The following is a 22,551-nucleotide window of genomic DNA, read 5'->3' as shown; positions in this document are numbered from 1 at the left end:
GAGCATGCTAGAGCGATACATTTTCACATAACTTATATACATCAACTCAGACGAAAGGGGTGATTGATCATGGTAAAAGGCCGTGTTCACTCGCTAGAAACGTTCGGTACCGTCGATGGCCCGGGCATACGATTTGTACTATTTATGCAGGGTTGTCTGATGAAATGCCAATACTGTCATAACCCTGATACATGGAACTTGGACGGAGGTAAAGTGATGGAGCTAGAAGAAGTGCTAGCTGAAATCGAACCTTACCTGAGTTACTACCGTTCTTCTGGTGGAGGATTGACTGTATCCGGCGGCGAACCAACGTTGCAAGCACCTTTTGTTAGAGAATTGTTCAAGGCAGTCAAAGAACGTTGGAATCTCAGTACAACACTCGACAGTAATGGATTCAACGAACCTGGTAAAATCCATGAACTGCTTGAAGTCACAGACCTAGTCATGCTAGATATTAAGCATATTAACAATGAAAAGCACAAAAAATTGACTGGTGTATCGAATGAACGCACTCTACACACTGCACAATGGCTGTCTGACAATGGACGCAAAATGTGGATACGCCATGTATTTGTACCGGGAATTAATGATGCTGAAGAAGATTTGATCGCTTTAGGCGAATTTATCGGTACATTAAAAGGAGTAGAGAAGTTCGAAATTTTACCTTATCATCAGATGGGCATCTACAAATGGGAAGCGCTGGGACGCATCTATCCGCTGGATGGGGTTCCTTCGCCAACCGAAGCTGAAGTCGATCGTGCGTATCGTCTGATCGAACAAGGTCGTCGTCAAGTCTCTTGTGTCTAATCCTCCTCTTTATGAAAATAGATAGAATAACAACCATAGTCAGTAAAAAGGGTATACGAACGTGAAACCAGAAGTCCTTTCCAGGGTAATAATGGAAAGGGCTTTTTGGTATGTCTTTTTGGTGTGTATAGGTATGTCATATATTTCGCTAGCTATACAGTATATTTACTTAAAAAAATTCCCCAAAACCCAAACTTTATCCGCTTGTTGCCTTACATATAGTTATCTATACTTAAATAAGGATCTAGCTAGTCATTTCATGCTCGGATAAAGACATCTTTTCAAAATAGGCTCAAGCTTAAGGGGGATACATATGAAAACGATTCAATTATCAGACCTGACCTTAGACCAGAAAATCGGGCAATTATTTGTATGTGGATTTCATACAAATGTACCGAATGAACATATTACTGAATTGATAGAGAAATATCATATAGGTGGAGTGATTTATTTTCGCCGTAATATAGGAAAAGCTCGTCAGATTACAGACCTTTCAGCAGGATTGCAACAGATTGCTCACAGGCAAGGATTACCTCCATTATTGATAGCAATCGATCAAGAAGGAGGAATGGTGAGCCGAATTGACCAAGACGAGATGAGCCTGATTCCAGGCAATATGACATTAGGAGCTGTAAATGATGTAAGTCTGACTTCTGCGGCTTCAGCGATAAGTGCACGCGAACTACGCACACTTGGAATCAATGTTAATTTTGCTCCATGTGTAGATGTAAATAATAACCCCCGCAATCCGGTTATCGGTGTACGTTCCTATTCGGAAAAACCAGAAGTGGTAGCGACTCATGGAGCAGCTGCCATTCAAGCGATTCAACAAGAACAGGTAGCCGCTACAGCCAAGCATTTTCCCGGGCATGGAGATACAGAAGTCGATTCTCATTACGGCTTGGCTTCGGTGCCTCATGATAAAGCTCGTTTGGAACAGATAGAATTACTTCCTTTTCGAGCGGCTATACAAGCAGGGGTAGATATGATTATGTCTGCACATGTGATTTTTCCAGCGTTTGAACCAGAGTCGATTCCAGCAACTTTATCACGTAAAGTATTGACTGATCTGCTTCGGACTGAAATGGGTTTTGACGGATTAATCGTAACCGATTGTCTGGAAATGCATGCGATTGCGAAGCATTTTCCGATTCCACAGGCAACAGTGATGGCGGCGCAAGCAGGAGCCGATCTATTGCTGGTTAGTCATACACTAGAGCATCAGATTGCTGCGATTGAAGCAATCAAAGAAGCTGTTCAACAAGGTCATCTATCTGAAGCACAAATTGATGCTTCGGTCGAACGTATACTTGCGCTCAAAGCGAAGCATCAAATGAACGCAAAACCTTACCCGATAGAAGAGTGGACAGAGCGGTTAGAGCCGTCAACGATCGAACCGATTTTACGTGATATTGCAGAACGAAGTATTACACTTGTCAAAGATGAAGGGCAATTGCCTTTACAAGAAAACGATCAGGTATTAGTGATCTGGCCACAGGTAACACGTCTAACAGAAGTCGATGAACCAACAGGGCATGATATCAGCTCTGCTCAAGCGCTTCGTAGTTATGGCATTAATGCTACGCAGATTATTATCGATTCTAGACCAGAACCAGAAGAGATTCAGCACGTGTTAGAGCAAGCCGTTCATTATCCTAAAGTGATTTTTGCTGCGTATACATCATCAGGACTGTTACCTCTTGGACAGGCAGAACTAGCTCGTCAGTTATCTTTGTTATCAGATACAGCATTGATCGTAGCTTCTGTACGTAATCCTTATGATATAAATGATCTACCTGAGATCAAGACGTATATATGTAGTTATGAAAATCGAAAGTATGCTGTAGAAGCATTAGCCGCTGTGATCGCAGGAGTGAAGCCGGCACTTGGCAAGTTACCCGTTAGCTTAAACGACCAATATCGGATTCAATTATAGAACGTGATATCGTTTATTTTGTGCCTAGGATATGGTTCCATCTATAGCTGATAGATAATATCTATCGTCAAAATAGGTTATTGGATTTATTTGTGGTAAAGTATAACTAATGACGTTTTCTGAGCACATCATGTAGTCAAAAACAGTCTATTCATCGCTGATGGATAAGGCTGTTTTTTATGTGATTTTTCGTTGTAATAGATGTGGCTGAAGTGTGAACAGATACGTATGTTGTAAGGTTTCTTCAACAACAGAGAAACTTTTTAACGTTTGGTGCGTCTTATTAATGTGCCAATTCGGGGGAAAGACCAATGTTTTTAGATGTACAAGACAGTAAATTGCTATGAGAAGGAGCCTAATAATGAAATTCAAGAAGACGTTACTAATTGCATTACTCGCTGTAGCCCAGACTGTTGCGACTGTTCCAGGAGCACAAGTTCACGCTGCTGAAGGCGATGTGGATAGCAGTATCGTACAAGATGTATACAATGATACTCAAGGTGCTGTAGGAGACGATACTACAGTAACTGATCCTAATGCAGTTACAGATCCTAACGCAGTGACTGATCCGACGACAGATCCTGCTGGTACAGTACCCACTGTTCCGACAACACCACCTACTACAGTTACACCTCCAGTAACTACACCGACAACACCTACTGTGGTGACTGATGTGTATTCTGCTGGCCCTAACAAAGTGATTTTTATGATGAACTCTAACCAGATTTATCAAGATGGTAAATTATACTTTTCAGATCAACCTATGGCTGTGAAAAGTGGAGTATCTTACGTATCGGTTCGCGCACTTGTGACCCGTGTCGGTCTGAAGCTTACATATGATGCTAAGACCAAAGAAACCATTATGCAAAAAGATGGTAAAGAATTACGCTTCAAAACAGACAGTAAGTACTACACTGTAAATGGTGTGAGCACTTTGATGAAAGGCCCAGCTTTTCAACAAAAAAATGTATTTATGGTTCCTTTGACTTCGATCACTCAAGCATTAAATATTCCTTATACTGTACAAGGTAAATTAGTGGTATTGGATCTAGTTGTCAAACCAACAGCTTCCTTTACTGTTTCACCTACTGCTATTTATGCAGGTCAAACATTGGTAACATACAAAACAAAATCTACCACTTCTGATGGCAGTCCTATCGCTAATGAAACATGGACAGGACGCGAAGACATTTTTGCAGAAGCAGGTCCTCATGTGATCACGTATTCTGTAATGGATTCATCTGGTCAATGGAGTGATCCGTACACCGTTACGATCAACGTACTTCCTCCTAACCAACCGCCAGTAGCGATGTTTAATACGAACCAAGAAACATATAGCATGGGTGAATTGGTAACTTATACGGATATGAGTACAGATGATGAAAATGCAATTAACCCAGATTTAACAAAATGGGATAATAAGCAATTAGCATTCTTTACACCAGGTCCACAGACGATTACATTAACAGTAACCGATAAACATGGTGCAACAGGCACATATAGCAAAACGATCAATATAACAGATCAAACATTGTATACAGCAGAAGATTTCTATCCGCTATTTACACCAACTGGAGATTCTTTCGACTTTAACGGTTCATTGATTCCAACATGGGCAACAGTAACAAATGCTCAAGTCACTGATGATCCAAGTCGTCTGATTCGTAGTAACAGCCCTGAACGTGTTTTAACTAAAGGTATCGTATATCAAGAATCTGCTACAGGTGCAACACGCTTTATGGTGCATCATTTGAATGAAACAGGTAGTAGCAAAAAAATGTACGTGGTAGCAACGAACCCGAACGCTACACCAGCTACACTTAACATTCAAGCTGTTGGTTTTGGAGGACCTAATCCTTATGCTACAGCAGTAGGTAAAGTTTCTGTTAGACGTTACTTTGAATCCATGCAAAGTGGAGCAGATGCTCAATCTGTTGTTCTACAACCAGGACAAAGCCAAGTTATCTTTAATCAACTAAGTGCTACTGCAATGAAGAACGATACCGTTATTTCATTATTCGGCGATCTAGTAAGTGATTCTAACGTACAATACACAGTGATGATGATTGATGAAAATCAAGATCCTATCGCTGCACTTGCTACAGAACCTAAATTGGACCGCGATGGTATTCATAACCGTGGTACGTATGACAATGCTGTACGTAATATTCATGTAGCTGACTTGATCGGTAACACAACAGTTCGTATGCCTATCGGAGACAATAATAGTGACCCTAACTTAATGGGTACAGATCCATTGTCAATGACTGAAGCTTCTAACGCAGGTAACTTCGGTGTGTTATACAAAATCAAGTTAGATATGGTTGCACCTAACACAATGATTTCCTTTAATGCTCGTGGTGGTCGTTACTCTGGTTACATGTATGTAAATGGAGCAATCACAGCAATTAAAAATAACGGTGCAGCAACAACAGCGAATGATAATGTTGTGCTTTATCGTACAGGAACATTAGATACAGAAGCAGTAGAATTGTGGTTTACAGCAGCGCCTGGTAGTAACTTGCCAGTCAACTTGTTATTCACACAATTGCCAGCTAAAAAACAATAATCGTTTTATCAAAAAGCCCAGGTCAGTTTTTACTGATTCGGGCTTTTTTGCTTGTTTTGATATAATCATTAACTTTTACTAGAATCAATTGACGATTGTGTTCAAATAAGGCATGATGGAGAAATGTGTAATGATGTTCCAATACGCTTCAATTAGTAACGTAATCGCCATAAACTTTTGACGAATAATTACGCATCGCACACCGTTATGTTGTATAATAGTTATTATTACGAATAATACAATAATTCATGTAAACGATAAAAGATAGATTAGGACAGGAGGAATAACTCATGCTGTCGACAGAACAAATCATCGATACGATGTCAGCACAAGGGTTGCGAATTACAGATCAACGTCGCACATTAGCACGTTTATTTGCAGAAGCTCCCGGTTATCTGACCGCTAAAGATGTATATGACTATATGGGTAAAAAGTACAGTGGGCTTAGCTTTGATACGGTCTATCGCAATTTGCGTGTGATGCAGGAGCTAGGTGTATTAGAACAGATCGTTTTTGAAGATGGTGTCAAATTTAAAAGTCATTGCAGTCAAGATCATCATCACCATCATATGATCTGCTTACAATGTGAAAAAACGTATCCGATTGCTTTTTGCCCGATGGATATGACAGATATGCCTGAACAATTTGAAGTGGTCAAACACAAATTTGAAGTGTTTGGATATTGTAAAGATTGTCGTCAAGAAATGGGTGCTGGAGATGGCAAAGAAGGTCCCACTCTACATCTCAAACCATCTAAATTGATGTCTCATGAATATGATACTCATGAGCCTGCAGGTAAAAGCCAGTGAAGCGCAAATTGAGTCGTCGTGCGGTTCAGGCGCCGATCCATGTGTATCGCAAATTCATTTCACCACTCAAACCACCAACATGTCGCTTTTATCCGACTTGTTCTCAGTATGCTTTAGAAGCAATTGATATTCATGGTGTCGTCAAAGGTGTAGGATTAGCTGCCAGACGGATAGGGAAATGTCATCCTTTTCATCCAGGAGGATTCGACCCTGTACCGCCTGCCAAATCGAAGGATACATCTTCTTCAGTCACTAATCAGGAACAGCAAAATGCTTGACAGGTGATTTGGAAGTTCGGTATATTCATAACATCAAATATTATTTCCTGTGAATGGATAAGTAGATGAAAAATGCACCAGTACAGAGAGCCGGAGTAGCTGGGAACCGGTATGGTTAGCGTCATCGAATATGGTCCAGGAGGAACTGTAGTCAAGCATATGTCACGTATACATATGTAAGGCTTCAGCGTGAACCAGCGTTAATGGGCAGTCTGCAAAAGACTGAAAGAGTCTACTTCTGTAAAGGAGTAGAGAATTTGGGTGGTAACGCGTGAGTCTATGCTCTCGTCCCATATAGGGGCGGGGGCTTTTTTGCGTCCAGATATGGAAATGAGAACATAGCAATTTCAACATATTTAAGGAGGAATTATAATGTCAGCCAAACCTACTTTTTATTTGACAACACCAATCTATTACCCGAGCGACAAATTGCATATCGGTCATGCATATACAACTGTAGCCGGTGATGCGATGGCTCGTTACAAACGCCTAAGAGGATACGATGTTCGTTATCTTACAGGAACAGATGAGCATGGACAAAAGATCGAACGTAAAGCGTTAGAAAAAGGGCAGACTCCACAACAATTTATTGATGGTGTAGTAGAAGGAATCAAAAAATTGTGGGATCAATTAGATATTTCGTATGACGATTTTATCCGTACCACGGAAGAGCGCCATAAAGTTGTAGTTCAAGAAATTTTTGATCGTTTGCTCAAACAAGGTGATATTTATAAAGGTGAATACGAAGGCTGGTATAGTATTCCAGATGAGACCTATTATACAGAGACGCAAATTGTCGATATTGAGCGTAATGCAGATGGCGAGGTTATTGGAGGGAAAAGTCCGGATAGTGGACATCCTGTAGAATTGGTTAAAGAAGAATCTTATTTCTTCCGTATGAGCAAATATGCAGATCGTCTATTGAAATACTATCAAGATAACCCTGAATTTATTCAACCTGAATCCCGTAAAAATGAAATGATCAATAACTTTATCAAGCCGGGACTTGAAGATTTGGCAGTTTCCCGTACTACGTTTGAGTGGGGCGTACAAGTTAAAGGAGATCCTAAGCATATTGTGTATGTATGGATCGATGCACTTTCTAACTACATTACAGCATTAGGCTATGGAACAGATAATCCAGAATTATTCAACAAGTTCTGGCCAGCAGATATTCATCTGGTAGGTAAAGAAATCGTTCGTTTCCATACAATCTATTGGCCGATTATGTTGATGGCGCTAGATCTACCATTACCTAAAAAAGTATTTGGACATGGTTGGTTATTGATGAAAGACGGTAAAATGTCCAAGTCCAAAGGCAATGTGGTTGATCCGGTAACTTTAATCAATCGTTATGGTCTAGATTCTCTGCGTTATTATTTGCTACGTGAAGTACCTTTTGGTTCTGATGGTACATTTACACCGGAGAGCTTTGTCGATCGTGTCAATTCAGATTTGGCGAATGATCTAGGTAACTTGCTTAATCGTTCGGTAGCTATGGTCGATAAGTATTGTAGTGGTACTATTCCTGCTTATCCAGGTCGTCTACTTGAAGTGGATGGAACATTAGAAGATATCGCTGCACAAACAATCGAGAAAGTAGAAAATGCGTTTGAAAATCTTGAATTTTCTGTAGCTCTAACAGCGATCAGTCAGTTGATTAGTCGTACTAACAAATATATTGATGAGACGCAACCGTGGGTACTTGCTAAAGACGAAGCTAATCAACCGCAATTGGATTCGGTGATGTATCATCTTGTAGAGACTTTGCGTATCGTTTCTGTGTTATTGCAACCATTCTTAACACGTGCACCGAAAAAAATCTGGGCACAACTTGGGATTACAGAAGGCGAACTTACCGCTTGGGAAAGTATTCGTACGTATGGTCAGATTCCAGCAGGTACGACTGTTGTTAAAGGTGACCCTATTTTCCCTCGTCTAGATAGCAAAGAAGAAGTAGCTTATATCGTAGAAGCGATGGGTGGCGTATTAACAGCAGCAACTGAAACTGCACCAACAACTACACCAGCTTCTGCACCTGTAGAAGTAGAAGAGTCACAAGCGCCTGAGATCAGTATTGACGAATTTGCCAAAGTCGAACTGCGCGTAGCTCAAGTGATCTCTGCTGAACCAGTTAAAAAGGCAGACAAACTGCTTAAATTACAATTGGATCTAGGTACAGAGCAACGTCAGGTTGTATCTGGTATTGCGAAGTTCTACACACCGGAAGAATTAGTAGGACGCAAAGTCATCTGCGTCACTAATCTTAAGCCTGTGAAATTACGCGGAGAAGAATCTAAAGGTATGATTTTAGCGGCTTCTCATGGCGATCAATTGACACTAGCTACAGTTCCAGACGGTATGCCGAACGGTGCTATTGTGAAGTAAAAGTATTTTCAAAAGATAAGTAAAGACCTTCCGTGGAACAGCATATATGGTGTACACATGGAAGGTTCTTTCTATCGTTTGAATCGCGTGCAAAACTTGCCAACTCATGCGAATTAAATGTATGATTATTGAATCAATATTTGCCAAATGAATACAGTACGTAGTGAAAAAGGGGGAGCAAGATGCCAACGCCCAGTATGGAGGATTATTTAGAGCGCATTTATAAATTAATCGATCAAAAGGGATATGCGCGTGTCTCGGATATTGCAGAAGGGTTAGAAGTACATCCTTCGTCCGTTACAAAGATGATCCAAAAATTAGATAAAGATGAATATTTGATTTATGAGAAGTACCGGGGATTAGTGCTGACAAGCAAAGGGAAAAAGATGGGCAAACGCCTTGTAGAGCGCCATCAATTACTCGAAGATTTCCTGAATGTTATCGGTGTTAACCCGGATTATATATACAAAGATGTAGAAGGTATAGAGCATCACCTGAGTTGGAATTCGATCACTCAAATTGAAACATTGCTAGAATATTTCCGTCGTGATCCGTCACGTGTGGAAGCGCTACAGAATCTACAAAAAGAGCTGATTAGCGACTCGTAAGGCAGGCATCTGTCGATCACTTGGCAGATGTCTTTTATTTTGTTCGCAACTTTGGTAACTGTCAGTCGTCTAATGTTATAAGCACCAAGCAACGATTTACTGGAGGTTTGAATTTATGAAAATGGTTCGTTTTATCGCTGTATTTTTAGTCATGTTGATGATTGTCCCTTCGATCAGTAGTACACTTCACGCCGCAGATTCGGATATTAAGATCATGCTAGATGGAGAACAGATACAAGGGGATGCTGCTCCTTACATAACCAGCAAGAGCAATGTAACGATGGTTCCTTTGCGCTTAGTGAGCGAAAATTTAAAAGCCAAAATCGCCTGGAATCAATCGACAAGTACTGTTACGATTACCAGCGATAAGCAAGTGCTGGTACTGACTTCCGGTCAGAATACCGCTACGATCAATAACAAATCGGTTAGCTTAGATGCTTCGGTTGAAATGAAAAACGGTCGTGTGATGGTTCCGCTACGTTTTATCGGGGAAGGTCTCGGTCTTGATGTTAATTGGGATCAAGCCAACCAAACGGTAAATCTAGCAACAAGTAGCTATCAAGGTACAGGTAGTAAAAATAACAGTAGCAAGCCTTCTACACCACCTACTACCAATACAGGAACAACAGATAATAGTAATAGTGGAAAAGCTCCAACGAGCACCGTAGCCAAAGATGGGCTTCGTGGTGCATGGATCTCTACTGTCTACAATCTAGACTGGCCGGCTACATCCGGTGCAACCAAGCAAAAGCAAGAATTTTCAAAATTGTTAGATGATCTACAAGGTATGGGGATTAATGCAGTATTCGTACAGGTTCGTCCTGCTGGAGATGCATTGTACAAATCTTCACTGATGCCATGGTCAAAATATCTAACCGGAACACAGGGCAAAGATCCTGGATATGATCCATTAGAGTATATGGTTGCTGAAGCTCATAAACGCGGTATGGAATTCCATGCATGGTTTAACCCGTTCCGTGCAACAACCGATGCGAATACAAGCAAATTGGCAAGCAACAATGTAGTACTCAAACATCCTGACTGGGTGATAAAGTTCGATAATAAATATTATTTGAACCCGGGAATTCCAGCTGCTCGTCAATCGGTTATTGATACAGTGATGGAAGTTGTGAATAACTATGATATTGATGGTGTACATTTGGATGACTATTTCTATCCATATTCAGAGACCGCTTCGAACAAGTTTGGCGATGATAGCACTTATGCTAGTTACAACAGTGGTAAGTTCAAAACAAAAGCGGATTGGCGTCGTGGGAATATCAACAGTTTTGTTCAACAACTAAATACATCGATTCACAATTCCAAACCTGCTGTGAAGTTCGGAATCAGCCCATTTGGTGTATGGCGTAACAAATCTTCAGATATTACAGGTTCAGATACCAAAGCAGGCGTAACAGCTTACGATACAACGTATGCAGATACCCGCACATGGATCAAAAATGGTTGGATCGACTATATTGCTCCGCAAGTATACTGGAGCATGACACTTCCTGTAGCTCGTTATGATAAAGTGGTAGACTGGTGGGCAAATGAAACCAAAAATACAGGTGTCGATCTGTATATCGGTCAGGCGCTTTACAAAATCAGTACACCAGAAATCGGCTGGAGCAGTTCTAATGAAATCATTAACCAGCTCAAATACAATGAGAAATACAGCAATATCAAAGGTAGTATCTTCTTCAGTGCTAAAGATTTGAAAAAGAATCCGCAAGGCGTATTAGCAAAATTACGTTCATACTGGGGATTATAAGATAGTATAAGATCACAAAAAAGGGATTTTATCAGCCAGATACTGAGGCGATAGAATCCCTTTTTTTGATTAAAAAAGCAACATGGATAAATATAGAACATTAAAATCTGAGAACATAATACCTAGATAGTAAAAAAAGCATGATCTGTTCCTCGGTAAGAAGGAAAAGTCATGCTTTTTTTATAGATATAAATAGCTTTATGATAATAATTGTTATACTGAACGGATCTGGAATCTATTCATTAATCTAGTGAAATTTAGGAGCTTCATCATCATCTTTTCCTTTATTGCCTTGAATCACTTGAAAAGGATAGCTCTTTTTCGGTTTGGATGAATGACTGCTGGATGGTCTAGCAGAAGTTGTTTTGTAGCTATTTTTCTGTGATCCATTCATTTTAGCCATGGTGCGTGCAGAAGGTTTGACTTTGGGGCCATTGTAACTTCGACCAGACATACCAGAAGTAGAACGCAGAACCAAAAACAATACAACAATTAAGATGATCGGTACAATAAGATTCGCCCAATTATATGTTGCAGGAGAAGCCACCATTTGGAATATTTCAAGAAACAGCCCGACCGCACCCAGTAACATAGCTACTCCAAAAACAATCAGTTGAACAGGTGATTTTCTCATTTTTATCATCCTTTCACAGGGTCAGGCGAAGAAGTGGTAACAGCAGAATGAACATGCTGTTGTTCAAGAGCAGCATCTAATTCACGCATGCGGTTGAATGAAGCAATAGAGACTTCAATTTGATCCAGTGTCGGTTCTTTTGTTGTTAACAACTGTAACCACAATCCGGGATATCCCAAATAGCGCAATACAGGTACTTCACGCAAGCTATTTGTAAATTTCAAAAATTCAAACGATACACCAATCACGACAGGCAACAAAACGATACGTTGGATAATACGCTCGGTTAGACTATCCCAACTGAATAGTGCGTAGATAATCACTCCGATAATAACGGTTAATATAATAAAACTGCTTCCGCAGCGATAATGCAGACGACTATACTTTTGCACATTTTCCGGTGTTAATTCTTCACCATGTTCATAAGCTGTAATAACTTTGTGTTCAGCACCATGATACTGAAACAGTCGCTTAATCATAGGTGTCTGTGAGATCGCCCAGAGGTAGATCAACAGCAGAACAATTTTGATAACTCCTTCAAGCAACGTATGCAGTGCATGATTGTCAAAAGCTTTTCCAAATAATAAACTTTCGACAAATACAGGAACCAGTGTAAAAACAAGCTTACCTACGATTAAAGAAAGAATACCGACTACTGCCACACCAAGCATCATACTAAGACTCATTTTCGATTCTTCTTTTTGCTTCTGCTCTGCGTATTCTTCAGGGCTCATCTGATCTTCGGAATAAGCATCAGCAGCATAGTTCAGATGTTTGGAGCCTTTGGCACTTGAATCAATCAAACTTATAATTCCTCGCAACAATGGAATGCGGCGTAATGTTTTGACCCATGACTTATCCTGTCTAGGTACTTCTAAAAAGGTGATCTTACCATCTTTACGTCTTACAGCGGTCACATTCACATTTTTTCCACCGAACATAACGCCTTCTATTACTGCTTGGCCGCCATAGCTCGGAGGAGCAGATTGTTTTGACAAGTATAGTCACCCTTCCGTAGTTCGACATTATCGTGACTCACGAAATGCCTGATCAAGCTTATCTGTTCATTGATCATAGATAGAAATAAGCTTATCCTTTAATTGTAGCGGATTTAGCTGATTTTTACCAGAATACACTATGAGAAAGCCTAAAGAGAACAGATAAGATATTGTACTGCCTATTCTCAAAATTGCAATTCGTATGGTAAAATAATTTTTGGCTATTTCTCAGTTTACATTTGTCCAAAATGATCACAATACGACGATACAAAGAACCAAGCGAAGGTAAGATATTTTGCTTTGCAAAGATTATTTTTGATTTCACTAGCAGAAGTCGTATTTTATTCTAAAATGCTGAAGGGGAGAGATGTAATTGAGTACACAACGTTTAAATAAGTTACGTCAAGCAATGCAAGAGCAACAATTAGAGGCATTGTTAATTACAAGTAGTGTGAATCGCAGATATTTGACAGGGTTTACAGGTTCTGCGGGTTATGTGTTAGTGACTGCACAGGAAGCTTACTTATTGACTGATTTCCGTTATATGACTCAAGCGCCAGAACAAGCCACAGCTTTTTCAGTTGTCGAACATTCGGCAAATGTAGTCGATACGATGAAAGAATTGTTGTCCAAAGGCAATATCAGTAAGCTTGGATTTGAACAAGATTTGGTGCCTTATAGCAGATATGCAATGTACAGCAAACATTTAGCACCAGTGGAGCTGGTTCCTGTATCCGGCATCATGGAAGAGATTCGTAATTTCAAAGACGCTGAAGAAATTGCTATTATCGAAAAAGCGACTGATATCGCAGATCGCACATTTAGCCATATCCTGAACTACATCAAACCAGGTGTAACAGAGCAAGAAATCGAACTTGAAATGGAATCCTTTATGCGCCGTCAAGGAGCAACAGGGACTTCATTTGAGACGATTGTCGCTTCAGGTGAACGTTCTGCTTTGCCTCATGGCGTAGCAAGCGAAAAAGTAATCGGTGAAAATGAATTTGTTACTTTAGACTTTGGTGCAATTTATCAAGGCTATGTATCTGATCTAACCCGTACTGTATTTGTAGGTACACCCACTGAAAAGCATCTTGAAATTTACAATATCGTTCTAGAAGCACAACTGAATACGCTTAAACACTTAAAACCAGGTATGAGCGGTAGAGATGCAGATGCACTGGCACGTGATGTTATTGCTTCTCATGGTTACGGTGAAGCATTTGGACATAGCACAGGTCATGGTATCGGTATGGAAGTGCATGAAGAGCCTCGCTTGTCTAAAATGAGCGATACGGTATTATCTCCAGGTATGGTGGTAACCGTAGAACCGGGCATTTATATTCCAGGGTTTGGCGGCGTGCGTATTGAAGATGATGTATTAATCACAGAAGATGGTATTCGAGTATTAACTCATTCCACCAAAGAACTTACGATTTTACCGGTATAACGAAAAGATTGTTCTGTCATGCAGGATGATGACTATCTTTTGCCGAATAAAATACCTGTATATGATGATATAGTATCCGATTGTTATGGGGTATAGTACAATATATAGGCTTCATAGAATTATGCAAGAGACCAGCTTTACCACATCTGAGGAGGCGTTATTTTGATTTCAGTAAATGATTTTAAAACAGGTTTGACCGTAGAAGTAGAAGGTAATATTTATTCCGTTTTGGAATTCCAACACGTAAAACCAGGTAAAGGCGCAGCATTCGTGCGTTCTAAATTGAGAAACTTGCGTAACGGTAACGTAGTAGAACGTACTTTCCGTGCAGGTGAAACGATTGCTCGTGCTCAAATCGAAAACCGTGGAGTTCAATACTTGTATGCAAGTGGTGACGAGCATGCATTTATGGATAACGAAACTTACGATCAATTCGAATTGAACTCCAAGCAATTGGAATGGGAATTGAAATTCTTGAAAGAAAACATGACAGTTAACATCGTTAGCTATCAAGGTGAAATTCTTGGAATTAACTTGCCAACAAGCGTAGAGTTAGCTGTTACAGAAACAGAGCCAGGAATCAAAGGTAACACTGCAACAGGCGCAACTAAAAATGCGAAATTAGAAACTGGACATACGGTTCAAGTTCCTATGTTTATCAACGAAGGTGACGTTCTAATCATCGATACTCGTGAAGGTAAATACGTTTCTCGCGCGTAGTACTTACTATATGTACCATCAAAAGAATGAGTGGCTTTAATGCCTGCTCATTCTTTTTTTAGAATAAAATACAATAAGGAGTATAGAAGATGGATAATCTTGAAGTTGTGTTTGATATACATATTTCTTATATAGATAAGCTATTAACAGATGAACTAGACATTATCTCAGCAAGTATAAAATCTTCCCACTTCTATGATCAGACGACTACTAAAGATATAGAGTTTGATGATATATATTCTTTCTCGGCATTTTTATTAAATCCAGGTACCGGAACAATATTGTTTGAAGTTCTTGAACTAGGAACAGAGTTAAAAGAGGTATTGCTTATCATTTCTTCAGATGCAGAATACATCACTGTAGAATTTAATTTTGTAGAGACTGAGTTGAGTTACGAAGGTGTATTAGACACGATGAAATGCTTACATATGCTTAATTATTTTCAAAAATTAATACAACTTTATCATATACCGTCTATCAAATTTGGTTATGAACCTGCTGCTGATAAAGATATGTGTCTAATCAAGATTACAAAACATACTGATCTATTACAATCAGTTAGAAATCAATGGAAATTAAATAGAAAAGGATTTAACATAGAGTAAACATTCTAGTGTAGCTTTTTTAATTTACGGGTAGTACTTAACGCGTTCTCGTATTATACTGTTAAAGACTAAGCATGTTCATGCATTATTATGTATGAAACGCCTAAATACGCTGTTCAATCCGGGTAAAATATTGTAGAGATAATATACCCGTATCAAGTAGGGAGTGAAGAGGTCTTGGCTTTGTATGTCATGAAATTCGGCGGTAGTTCCGTCGGGGATACCGAGCGCATGCAACGTGTAGCAAAGCGCATTATTGAGAAGCAAGATGAAGGACACGACTGTGTAGTCGTTGTTTCGGCAATGGGAGATACTACAGATGATTTGATTGATCAGGCACGTCTGCTCAATCCGAATCCACCTGCTCGTGAAATGGATATGTTGATGACGACAGGTGAACAGATCTCGATGGCGATGTTATCGATGGCGATTCAGCATCTAGGTAGAGAAGCCGTATCTTTCACCGGTTGGCAAGCAGGTTTTGAGACAGAAGCGGAACATGGCAAGGCACGCATACGTAATATTCAGCCTGAACGTGTACTTAAAGCGATCGGAGCAGGTAAAATCGTGATCGTAGCGGGATTTCAGGGAATCACAGCAGAAGGCGAGATTACAACATTTGGACGCGGAGGATCAGATACAACAGCAGTTGCACTTGCAGCAGCTATTAATGCCGATACTTGTGAAATTTACACCGATGTTGATGGTATTTATTCCACTGATCCACGTATTGTGAAATGTGCTCGCAAACTGCAAGAGATATCTTATGACGAAATGCTAGAACTGGCGAATTTAGGGGCAGCGGTACTTCATCCGCGTGCTGTAGAATACGCCAAGCATAACAATGTACGCCTCGTTGTGCGCTCTAGCTTTAACTATAATGAAGGAACCGTTGTGAAGGAGGAGACAACTATGGAACAGGGAGCAGTCGTTAACGGCATTGCTTATGACAAAAATGTAGCACGTCTTACAATCCGTGGCGTTGCTGATCTACCGGGAGTACTTGCGAAAATGTTTGGAGAACTCGCAACTGCCAAAATAGACGTTGACCTTATCGTACAGAGCGGTGTGTTAGATGGTAAAGCAGACTTTTCTTATACAGTAAGTCTAGCAGATCGTGAACGTGCACTTGCAGTTATGGAAAGCTTGCGTAGCGAACTTCCTTTCAGTGAAGTCACTTCTGAAATTGATCTAGTGAAAGTATCAATTGTTGGTGCAGGTATGGTCAGTCACCCGGGTGTAGCTGCGCAAATGTTCGCTGCCATCTCTGCACAGGGAGTTAGTATTAAGATGGTGAGTACATCTGAGATCAAAGTATCCTGCGTAATCGAAGCAAGTCGCTTGCAAGATGTAGTGGCTGCACTTCATACAGCATATGGTCTGGATACCGAAGAACAAGCATTTGTGGGCGGCCCTCAAGATCGTCGTTAAATGAATTGTATTGCGATACAACTGCATAATAAAGCATAACATTTATAAAATTTGAAAGAGATTATTACGATGCAAGGCTAACCTAGATGCAATGCTGTTTATAAGGGAGGAAGCTGTATGAATCATTATTCCGTTCCAATTATAGCGAGCCAAGACCTTGATAAGAGTGAAGCTTTCTATAGGCGATTAGGGTTTGATGTACTCCATGATTATGGTCATTACCGTATTCTGTCTGATAGACGTGGTTGGCATCTGCATTTGAATTATGTACCAGATTGGCCCAAAACAGTCGAAGACAATCCTTTCGGTTTATATTTGTATGTGGAAAATGTAGATGAGATAGCTGCACAGGTAAGTGATTTGATTATCGAAAAAGGAACACCTTGCGTAAAACCCTGGGGAGTATACGAATTTGCAGTGAGTGATCCTAGTGGTCTGCTTGTCCGCATCGGTCGAATAATTCCGCAAGATGAAGAGTAGAGCATTGGTTAATCTTCCAATCGCAAAATTGAAAATCAATAAGGAGTTGTTTGCCAGATAATTGGTAGATGGATTCTTTATTAAAAAGGCGTGAACAAAGATGTTCACGCCTTTTTAATGAATGTGCTATAATACATAGCGTTATGTGTAACTTTCCGTGTACAACGGGCAATGAAGCTAAAGGAGTGAAAAATAGATGTTTAACTTAAATGAAATTAAAGAATTGATTCAATTGGTAGACGAGACATCTGTACAAGAAGTAGAAATCGAAAATGAAGGATCACGTTTAGTGATTCGTAAGCCAAGCAAAGCTGAGACTGTATATGTACAGCAAGCGGCAAGTGCACCAGTAGCTACACCTCAAGCGGTGCAAGCGCCTGTAACAGCACCAACATCTGCTACCCCAGCGGCAGCACCGACTACTCCGGAAGTAGACCCTTCTTTACATACCATTGTATCGCCTATGGTTGGAACGTTCTATCGTTCTTCTTCACCAGAAGCGGCTCCTTTTGTAAGCACGGGTGATCAAGTCAACGATAAATCGACTGTATGTATTATCGAAGCGATGAAGCTGATGAATGAGCTTGAAGCAGAGACTAAAGGAACAATTGTAGAGATTTTGGCAGAAAACGGACAGCTTGTTGAATACGGACAGCCATTATTCTTAGTAAAACCGGAATAAGCAAGACATTGCTTTTGCCAAATCCCGGAGGAGGAAACGTAAAATGAAATTTCATAAAATACTGATAGCGAATCGTGGAGAAATTGCGGTTCGTATTATCCGTGCTTGTCGCGAACTAGGCATAGCTACTGTAGCTGTCTATTCTGAAGCAGATCGCGAATCATTGCACGTACGGTTGGCTGATGAAGCATACTGCATCGGGCCGACTTTATCCAAAGATAGCTATCTAAACTTAACCAACTTAATGAGTGTTGCGACATTGACTGAATGCGATGCTGTTCACCCGGGTTATGGTTTCTTAGCTGAAAATGCAGATTTCGCAGAGATCTGTGAATCTTGCAATATTACGTTTATCGGACCATCACCAGATGCGATTACACGTATGGGTGATAAGTCTGAAGCGAAGCGTACGATGATTGCCGCAGGCGTACCGGTTATTCCGGGTTCTGACGGAATCGTAGAAGATATGGACGAAGCGATCGTGATCGCGCGTGAGATTGGTTACCCTGTCATTATCAAAGCTACCGCAGGTGGTGGAGGTAAAGGGATTCGCCTTGCAGAAGACGAAGAATCACTAATCAAGCAAATCACAGCTGCTCAACAAGAAGCGCAAAAAGCGTTTGGTAATGGTGGCGTTTATTTAGAAAAATATTTAACGTCGATGAAGCATGTGGAAGTGCAGATTATTGCAGACAAACATGGTAATGCGGTTCATTTAGGTGAACGTGATTGCTCGGTACAACGTCGTCGTCAAAAATTGGTTGAAGAAGCACCTTGTCCTGTATTATCTCCTGAATTACGCGAAGAAATGGGAGCAGCGGCTGTACGTGCTGCTGTTGCTGTTAATTATTCAGGTGCAGGTACACTGGAATTCTTGCTTGGAGAAGATGGACAATTTTACTTTATGGAAATGAATACTCGTATTCAAGTCGAACATCCAGTTACTGAAATGGTAACGGGAATAGATTTGATTCAGGAAATGATTTCTGTAGCAGAAGGCAATCCACTTTCTTTCCGTCAAGATGAAGTAGTGATCAACGGATGGTCTATGGAATGTCGTATCAATGCCGAAGATCCTGAACGTAACTTTATGCCAAGTCCAGGTAAGATTGATTTCTACTTACCACCAGGTGGTCCGGGTGTACGTGTAGATAGTGGCGCATATCCAGGATATACGATCAGTCCTTACTATGATTCTATGATCGCGAAGTTGATTGTCTGGGCTCCAACTCGTGAGCAAGCTATTGCCAAAATGAAACGTGCTTTAGATGAATTTGCGATTGAAGGTATTTATACTACGATTCCTTTCCACATGCGTCTATTGAATCATGAAACATTTGTACGTGGCGATTTTGACATCAAGTTCCTTGAGGAAAACGAAGTCTAAGCTTGTTTGTCAATGAATCATTCACATGTTATATTTAGTTTACTTAGCAGGAGGTGTATAGATAAATATGAGTACGTTACCGACTGAATTTGAGCGGACAGATATAGGTGAGATTCAGATTGCTCCCGAGGTCATTGAAGTGATCGCAGGTCTAGCGACAATTGAAGTAAAAGGTGTAGCAGGCATGAGTGGCGGCTTTGCCGGTGGTATTGCTGAATTGCTCGGTCGCAAAAATCTTTCCCGTGGTGTAAAAGTAGAAGTAGGACAACGTGAAGCAGCTGTAGATGTCTCTGTGATTGTTCATTATGGACATCGTCTACCTGAAGTAGCAGCTGAGATTCAGCGTAATGTCAAACGTTCTATTGAAACGATGACTGGTCTAACTGTAGTTGAAGTAAATGTACAGATTCATGATGTGCATTTAGAGACGACAGAGAAGAGCAGAAGCGAAGAAGTGGAATTTTCACAGCGGGTCAAATAAGTACGAAAAGCAATCATAAACCCCCGACGTAACAGTCAGGGGTTTACTATGTTTACTATAATGTAAAGGGGCTGCACACTCTTGGCTAAAATTATAGACAGACTGCTTTTATTTATTTACAGTCTGAGCATTGGAATCTTGTCTGTGCTTGCAATCCTTTTACTAAGTGGCAAAGTGCCTGTAGAATTGAATGATCGTAACGAACAAAATCTGTATATTACGATTGTGATTGTAGCTGTAATCTTATTTTTGCTAAGTATCCGCTTTTTCTATCTATCTGTGCGTTCAGAGCGTGGACATCATCATTCGGTGCATCAACGTACAGAATTTGGGGATATTCAGATTTCACTGGAAACGGTAGAAAATATGTGCCTCAAAGTAGCCGAACGTTCGCGTGGTGTACGTGATGTCAAAACGCGTGTGCGGGTGATCGAATCGGGTCTTGAAATTATGATTAGAGCGATCGTAGACGGAGAAAGTTCTATTCCAGAACTGACGGAAAATATGCAAAAATCGGTTCATGATCAGGTCGAAGAAATTACAGGTATTCCGGTATCCTCGGTATCGGTGTTTATAGCGAATATCGTTCAATCTCCTGCATTCAAAAGCAGAGTGGAGTAGAAGGGAGTTCTCCTTATGATATGGAAAGCGATCTGGGAAACTCACGGAGGACGGATAACAGGTGTAGCCGCAGGTCTTTTGTTCGGAGTATTATATGTGGTAGTTGGTTTTTGGGATATGTTGTTCTTTGCACTGTTAGTGTTCATAGGCTATAGCGTCGGCAAGCATAAAGATATGCGATTAGGCTCTGTCATTCCCTGGGAACGGGTGAATGCGTGGATATCGGATCGCTGGCGCCCGTTTAAATGAACCTGTCATACCTCATTCCCGGACTACGTATTGGATCATAAATTATACAGCCGGGCATGATGTACGACAGGTTTTTTGGTATGCTAGAAGATATGAACTTGAAAGATCGATAGATGCGAATAGGTTGTCGTGAGTACAATAAATGAATTGAAAATAATAAGGTACACAGGATAGTAGGCTGAATGTAGATATAGCTGCTTATCCATACCGGGAGGAACCCAAGAATGAAAAGAAGATTAGCACGTGAGATCGTTGTACAAAGTCTGTATCAAATGGAAATGAACGATGTAAAAGCAGAAGAAGCGATCGAAATGTTGCTGGAAGAAGCAGCACAAGAAAACGAATCTGAAGTTGAAATTCGTGATGAAGCCAAATTAAAAGCATATGTACTTGATATCGTAAACGGTACATTTACGAACAAAGAAGCGATCGATCACCTATTGGAAGAGTATTTGAAAGGCTGGCAGATCAGCCGTCTATCTCGTGTAGACAGCCAGATTTTGCGTCAAGCCGTCTATGAAATGGTATTCCATAATGATGTACCTGCCAAAGTCGCTGTCAATGAAGCGATCGAATTGTCCAAGCATTTTGGTACAGAAGAATCCGGTAAATTCGTTAACGGTGTACTGGGTAAAATGATTCAAGATCTGGATAAATTAAAAGAAGCACGTACAGAAGCAGAATAATCATTTTTTAGAGTAAAAGATCATCAGACATCAACGATAAACGTCAAGCAGTTGAACGATAAAACTTAATTTTCCGAACAGGTAAAGGAGCGATTATCATGACAGCAACAATTATCAATGGTAAACAAATAGCAGAAGACATTCGTGAAGGTATCCGTCAAGAAATGGAACAATTGAAAACAACAGGTTTCCAACCAGGGCTCGCTGTTGTACTGGTAGGGGAAGACCCTGCTTCACAAGTATATGTGCGCCATAAAGAAAAAGCTTGTCATGATCTTGGCTATTACTCTGAAGTACACCGTCTACCATCTACAACTTCGCAAGAAGAATTGTTAGCGATGGTCGATCGATTGAATAAGCAAGAAAATATTAACGGCATTTTAGTACAGCTTCCATTGCCAGAGCAGATTGAAGAAAAAGCAATTATCAATGCGATTTCTCCAGAAAAAGATGTCGATGGTTTTCACCCGATCAGCGTAGGAAATCTGGTTATTGGTGACGATAGCCTATTGCCTTGTACACCTGCGGGCGTAATTGAATTAATCAAGCGTGCAGGCGTTGAGATTTCGGGTAAACATGCTGTAGTCATTGGACGCAGTAACATTGTAGGTAAACCGGTATCTCTACTATTACAACGTGAAAATGCAACAGTAACGATGTGTCACTCCCGGACAAGCAATATGAAAGAATTAGCCAAACAAGCAGATATTCTGGTAGTAGCGATCGGAAAAGCTAACTTTGTCGATGCTAGCTATATCAAGCCCGGTGCTGTCGTTATCGATGTAGGGGTAAATCGTCTGGATAACGGTAAGCTTGCAGGCGATGTTGATTTTGAAAGTGCGAAGCAAGTATCCGGTCCAATTACTCCTGTACCCGGCGGTGTAGGCCCAATGACGATTACGATGTTAATGCAGAACACTCTGGTCGCTGCGAAACGTGCTCACGGCTTGAAGTAAGGAAG

At 40.6% G+C, this 22,551-nt stretch carries 22 protein-coding genes and 1 other annotated feature; of the genes, 20 read left to right on the top strand and 2 right to left on the bottom strand.

All coding sequences use genetic code 11. The features are described 5' to 3' along the window. Positions 1-69 precede the first annotated feature (69 nt). From pflA to PQ456_RS14630, 8 genes are all read left to right on the top strand, one after another. A complete protein-coding gene (gene pflA, locus PQ456_RS14665; protein WP_273612959.1) occupies positions 70-807 on the top strand; it encodes a pyruvate formate-lyase-activating protein in 738 nt (245 codons plus the stop codon). A 313-nt stretch (positions 808-1,120) separates the two neighbouring features. Continuing rightward, positions 1,121-2,743 (top strand): beta-N-acetylhexosaminidase, encoded by a 1,623-nt coding sequence (gene nagZ / locus PQ456_RS14660; protein ID WP_273612958.1) that lies wholly within the window; start codon positions 1,121-1,123, stop codon positions 2,741-2,743. Positions 2,744-3,104: 361 nt separating this feature from the next. Further along, entirely contained in the window at positions 3,105-5,312 is a 2,208-nt protein-coding gene (locus PQ456_RS14655; protein WP_273612957.1) for a stalk domain-containing protein, read from the top strand. Between the two features lie 290 nt (positions 5,313-5,602). Further along, positions 5,603-6,121 carry a Fur family transcriptional regulator gene (locus PQ456_RS14650; protein WP_273612956.1) on the top strand — a complete coding sequence of 173 codons (519 nt, stop codon included), beginning with the start codon at positions 5,603-5,605 and terminating at the stop codon, positions 6,119-6,121. Next, a complete protein-coding gene (yidD, locus tag PQ456_RS14645; protein WP_273612955.1) occupies positions 6,118-6,399 on the top strand; it encodes a membrane protein insertion efficiency factor YidD in 282 nt (93 codons plus the stop codon). Before PQ456_RS14650 ends, yidD begins: the two co-directional genes overlap by 4 nt. A 40-nt stretch (positions 6,400-6,439) precedes the next feature. Beyond that, positions 6,440-6,695 (top strand) — a binding site (T-box leader). Positions 6,696-6,771: 76 nt separating this feature from the next. Beyond that, positions 6,772-8,787: a methionine--tRNA ligase gene (gene metG / locus PQ456_RS14640; RefSeq protein ID WP_273612954.1), complete on the top strand. Its 2,016-nt coding sequence runs from the start codon at positions 6,772-6,774 to the stop codon at positions 8,785-8,787. A gap of 182 nt (positions 8,788-8,969) precedes the next feature. After that, positions 8,970-9,395, top strand: a complete 426-nt coding sequence (gene mntR / locus PQ456_RS14635) for a transcriptional regulator MntR (RefSeq protein ID WP_069329089.1) — start codon at positions 8,970-8,972, stop codon at positions 9,393-9,395. 115 nt (positions 9,396-9,510) lie between these two features. Then, positions 9,511-11,166: a family 10 glycosylhydrolase gene (locus PQ456_RS14630; protein WP_273612953.1), complete on the top strand. Its 1,656-nt coding sequence runs from the start codon at positions 9,511-9,513 to the stop codon at positions 11,164-11,166. 247 nt (positions 11,167-11,413) lie between these two features. Here PQ456_RS14630 and PQ456_RS14625 read toward each other — a convergent pair whose 3' ends face one another. Both PQ456_RS14625 and PQ456_RS14620 read right to left on the bottom strand, forming a co-directional pair. Continuing rightward, positions 11,414-11,800, bottom strand: a complete 387-nt coding sequence (locus PQ456_RS14625; protein ID WP_273612952.1) for a hypothetical protein — start codon at positions 11,798-11,800, stop codon at positions 11,414-11,416. Between the two features lie 5 nt (positions 11,801-11,805). Continuing rightward, complete coding sequence (locus PQ456_RS14620; protein WP_273612951.1) at positions 11,806-12,798, bottom strand: DUF1385 domain-containing protein; 993 nt, start codon at positions 12,796-12,798, stop codon at positions 11,806-11,808. 373 nt (positions 12,799-13,171) lie between these two features. Here PQ456_RS14620 and PQ456_RS14615 point away from each other — a divergent pair, with 373 nt between their 5' ends. The 12 genes from PQ456_RS14615 (at position 13,172) to folD (ending at position 22,546) form a co-directional block, all read left to right on the top strand. After that, complete coding sequence (locus tag PQ456_RS14615) at positions 13,172-14,248, top strand: M24 family metallopeptidase (RefSeq protein WP_273612950.1); 1,077 nt, start codon at positions 13,172-13,174, stop codon at positions 14,246-14,248. A gap of 162 nt (positions 14,249-14,410) precedes the next feature. Then, entirely contained in the window at positions 14,411-14,968 is a 558-nt protein-coding gene (efp, locus tag PQ456_RS14610; RefSeq protein ID WP_069329094.1) for an elongation factor P, read from the top strand. Positions 14,969-15,057: 89 nt separating this feature from the next. Then, complete coding sequence (locus tag PQ456_RS14605) at positions 15,058-15,573, top strand: hypothetical protein (RefSeq protein WP_273612949.1); 516 nt, start codon at positions 15,058-15,060, stop codon at positions 15,571-15,573. Positions 15,574-15,750: 177 nt separating this feature from the next. Further along, positions 15,751-17,004, top strand: a complete 1,254-nt coding sequence (locus PQ456_RS14600; RefSeq protein ID WP_273612948.1) for an aspartate kinase — start codon at positions 15,751-15,753, stop codon at positions 17,002-17,004. A 117-nt stretch (positions 17,005-17,121) separates the two neighbouring features. Then, positions 17,122-17,484 carry a VOC family protein gene (locus PQ456_RS14595; RefSeq protein WP_273612947.1) on the top strand — a complete coding sequence of 121 codons (363 nt, stop codon included), beginning with the start codon at positions 17,122-17,124 and terminating at the stop codon, positions 17,482-17,484. A gap of 196 nt (positions 17,485-17,680) precedes the next feature. Next, positions 17,681-18,166: an acetyl-CoA carboxylase biotin carboxyl carrier protein gene (gene accB, locus PQ456_RS14590; protein WP_273612946.1), complete on the top strand. Its 486-nt coding sequence runs from the start codon at positions 17,681-17,683 to the stop codon at positions 18,164-18,166. Positions 18,167-18,209: 43 nt separating this feature from the next. Beyond that, positions 18,210-19,553 (top strand): acetyl-CoA carboxylase biotin carboxylase subunit, encoded by a 1,344-nt coding sequence (gene accC / locus PQ456_RS14585; protein ID WP_204823426.1) that lies wholly within the window; start codon positions 18,210-18,212, stop codon positions 19,551-19,553. A gap of 67 nt (positions 19,554-19,620) precedes the next feature. Beyond that, the gene (locus PQ456_RS14580; protein ID WP_204823427.1) at positions 19,621-20,034 is read left to right on the top strand and encodes an Asp23/Gls24 family envelope stress response protein; all 414 of its coding nucleotides are present in this window, start codon (positions 19,621-19,623) and stop codon (positions 20,032-20,034) included. Between the two features lie 81 nt (positions 20,035-20,115). Further along, on the top strand, positions 20,116-20,655 hold the full coding sequence (amaP, locus tag PQ456_RS14575) for an alkaline shock response membrane anchor protein AmaP (protein ID WP_273612945.1): 540 nt from the start codon (positions 20,116-20,118) through the stop codon (positions 20,653-20,655). Between the two features lie 15 nt (positions 20,656-20,670). Further along, positions 20,671-20,904, top strand: coding sequence for a DUF2273 domain-containing protein (locus tag PQ456_RS14570; RefSeq protein ID WP_204823429.1), 234 nt, complete (start codon positions 20,671-20,673; stop codon positions 20,902-20,904). A gap of 224 nt (positions 20,905-21,128) precedes the next feature. Next, a complete protein-coding gene (gene nusB / locus PQ456_RS14565; protein ID WP_273612944.1) occupies positions 21,129-21,590 on the top strand; it encodes a transcription antitermination factor NusB in 462 nt (153 codons plus the stop codon). 98 nt (positions 21,591-21,688) lie between these two features. After that, on the top strand, positions 21,689-22,546 hold the full coding sequence (gene folD, locus PQ456_RS14560) for a bifunctional methylenetetrahydrofolate dehydrogenase/methenyltetrahydrofolate cyclohydrolase FolD (RefSeq protein ID WP_273612943.1): 858 nt from the start codon (positions 21,689-21,691) through the stop codon (positions 22,544-22,546). Positions 22,547-22,551: the final 5 nt, after the last annotated feature.

The sequence above is a fragment of the Paenibacillus kyungheensis genome, assembly GCF_028606985.1.
Classification (GTDB): Bacteria; Bacillota; Bacilli; order Paenibacillales; family Paenibacillaceae; genus Saccharibacillus; species Saccharibacillus kyungheensis.
This window is presented reverse-complemented; position numbering and strand designations above follow the sequence as displayed.